General features: G+C 54.4%; 2 protein-coding genes, 1 tRNA gene and 1 pseudogene. 2 read left to right on the forward strand and 2 right to left on the reverse strand.

Annotated elements, in window-relative coordinates; all coding sequences use genetic code 11:
* Positions 1–115 precede the first annotated feature (115 nt).
* Together VAE48_RS10010 and VAE48_RS10015 are read right to left on the reverse strand one after the other, a co-directional pair.
* Positions 116–188: transfer RNA gene (locus tag VAE48_RS10010), tRNA-Glu, on the reverse strand.
* A gap of 79 nt (positions 189–267) precedes the next feature.
* Complete coding sequence (locus VAE48_RS10015; protein WP_322793184.1) at positions 268–939, reverse strand: SOS response-associated peptidase; 672 nt, start codon at positions 937–939, stop codon at positions 268–270.
* 72 nt (positions 940–1,011) lie between these two features.
* Here VAE48_RS10015 and ftcD point away from each other — a divergent pair, with 72 nt between their 5' ends.
* Positions 1,012–2,553 (forward strand): glutamate formimidoyltransferase, encoded by a 1,542-nt coding sequence (gene ftcD, locus VAE48_RS10020; RefSeq protein ID WP_322793185.1) that lies wholly within the window; start codon positions 1,012–1,014, stop codon positions 2,551–2,553.
* Between the two features lie 27 nt (positions 2,554–2,580).
* Positions 2,581–2,674, forward strand: a pseudogene (locus tag VAE48_RS17525) (dCTP deaminase); the annotation flags it as partial.

The following is a 2,674-nucleotide window of genomic DNA, read 5'->3' on the forward strand; positions in this document are numbered from 1 at the left end:
TCCTGTGCCCCCAGGGGGATTCGAACCCCCGTTTTAGCCTGATCCTGCCTCGATGGCATGAAAGGGCTGCCCAGCCCCTATAAAATAAGACCCGCCTTGCGGCAGGTCTGTCCTGTGCCCCCAGGGGGATTCGAACCCCCGTTTTAGCCTTGAAAGGGCTGCGTCCTGGTCCCCTAGACGATGGGGGCATGAACGGGCTGATTTTACCACTACCCCCCTACCCGGTCAAGGAAAAATGGATTTAATTTGCTGTTTTTGTGGCACAAATCAGCCAATTGGCTGGACGCACTGCGGATCATCTTGCTTTGGATCATTGACCAGCCGGCTGACCGGATAGGCTTCCATTTTTTCAGCAGGAAACGGTTTCAATAACGCCAGCAGCGTATCAGCTGCCAGCGGTTGCAGCCACGTCCATGCCTCATCCACCTCAAACAGAATGGGCATCCGTTGATGCACCGTCCCGACCAGTTCGTTCGCATCGGTGGTTAAGATGGTACAGGTCTTCAACTCATCACCCTCTGGTGAGTGCCAGATCTCCCATAAACCTGCAAAAGCAAAGGGTTTGCCGTCGCGCAGACGAAAATAATAAGGTTCGGCGGGTAGTTTTTTCCCACCTTCTGGTTTCTTCCATTCAAAAAAACCATCCGCCGGGATTAAGCACCGCCGCCGGCTGAAAGCGGAACGAAACGAGGGTTTTTCCCGAATCGTTTCCGCACGGGCATTAATCAACTTCTGCCCGATGGAGATGTCCTTTGCCCACGAGGGTACCAGTCCCCAGCGCATATAATCCAGTTTTGGCCGGGCAGCATCGGTGATAACTGCCACAGGCTGGGTGGGTGCAATGTTATAACGTGGAATCCACAGGGTGGGGGTTTCAACCAAACCGAATACTTCACGCAACTCCTCGGGGTCAAGTGCAAGCGAAAACCGACCACACATTTTTACTCCTTTCCGGCGTTGAACCCGCCACAAACGATTATAATTGACCTATCCCAACCCTACGAGGTCAATATGCCCACCCCGCTGGTCGAATGTATCCCCAACTTTTCCGAAGCCCGACGCCCGGAGGTTGTCGAGGAGATCATCCAGACGATTCAATCCATCCCCGAAATCCACATTCTGGACCGCCATTCTGACCTGGATCACAACCGAACCGTGATTACCTTCCTCGGCCCGCCTGCCGCAGTGGAGGAAGCCGCCTTTCAGGCAATTGCCCGCGCCGCTCAGCGAATCAACATGAACGAACACGAAGGTGCTCATCCGCGAATCGGCGCAACCGATGTTGTTCCGTTTGTACCCATCAGCGAAATCACCATGCAGGAATGTGTGGAAATGGCGCGCCGTTTGGGCAAGCGGGTTGGAGAGGAATTGGGCATTCCGGTATACCTATATGAAGAGGCGGCTACACGGCCCGAACGCCAAAATCTGGAAAATATCCGCCGTGGGCAGTACGAAGGACTAAAGCTGGAAATTGGCATCAATCCGGAACGCCAGCCCGACTTTGGCCCCAGCGTACTGGGTACTGCCGGTGCAACCGTGATTGGTGCGCGTCAGCCGTTAATCGCCTTCAATGTCTATCTGAATACCAATGATACGGCGATCGCCCAAAAAATTGCCAAAGCCATTCGCTATTCTTCAGGGGGATTGCGTTACGTCAAAGCCATGGGTGTACTGGTCGAAGGTCGCGCTCAGGTTTCGATGAACCTCACCAACTATCGCGCTACGCCAATCGCGCGTGTGATGGAGATGATCCGTCGTGAAGCCGAGCGCTACGGTGTAACCGTGCATCATTCTGAACTGGTAGGGTTGATCCCCCAGGAAGCCCTCAACGATGCCGCCGTGTGGTACCTGCAGCTCGATCAATTTTCTCCCGAACAGATACTGGAACAGCGGCTGATGGAGTTGATGCGTGGACAGCCGCCCGCTTCTGCCCCGCCGGAAACTTCCTTTTTGGACGCGCTGGCTGCTGCCACTCCCACACCCGGCGGCGGATCTGCTGCGGCACACACCGGAGCTGTTGCTGCGGCACTGGTTGCGATGGTTGCCCGTTTGACTTTGGGTAAAAAGAAATACGAAGCCGTCAAAGAACGCATGTGGGCAATCCTGGAAGAGGCTGAAACACTGCGTAAGGTGTTGCTGCGCAATGTGGAAGAGGACTCACAGGCATTTGAATCGGTGATGCAGGCATTCAAACTGCCCAAAGACACTCCTGAGCAGGAACAGCAGCGCCAGCAAGCCATTGAACAGGCCACGTTGAATGCCTCGCGGGTACCTCTAATCACCGCCCGCAACTGTCTGATGGTTCAAAAACTGGCCGCCGAATTGACCGAAACCGGTAATCTCAACGCTATCAGCGATGCCGCCTCTGCGGCTACATTGGCGCGGGCGGCCCTGACCTGTGCCGCCTATAATGTACGCATCAACCTGATTAATCTCAGCGGGGTTAGTGAAACACAAGCGCTAATAGATCAATTGAAAGAAATCGAATCCCAATCCGACCAGATCAACTCCTCCGTCCAACAGGTTTTGGGGGAACGTGGCGGGTTGAAATAAATTCAAACCAAACCGGGAGTCATAAACATGGGATTGAAAGCCGATCACTGGATTCGCAAGATGGCACTGGAACACGGCATGATCGAACCGTTCGTAGATCATCAAAAGCGCGACGGCGTCA

Origin of the sequence: Bellilinea sp., from assembly GCF_034432615.1 — a bacterium.
Lineage (GTDB): Bacteria > Chloroflexota > Anaerolineae > Anaerolineales > Anaerolineaceae > Bellilinea.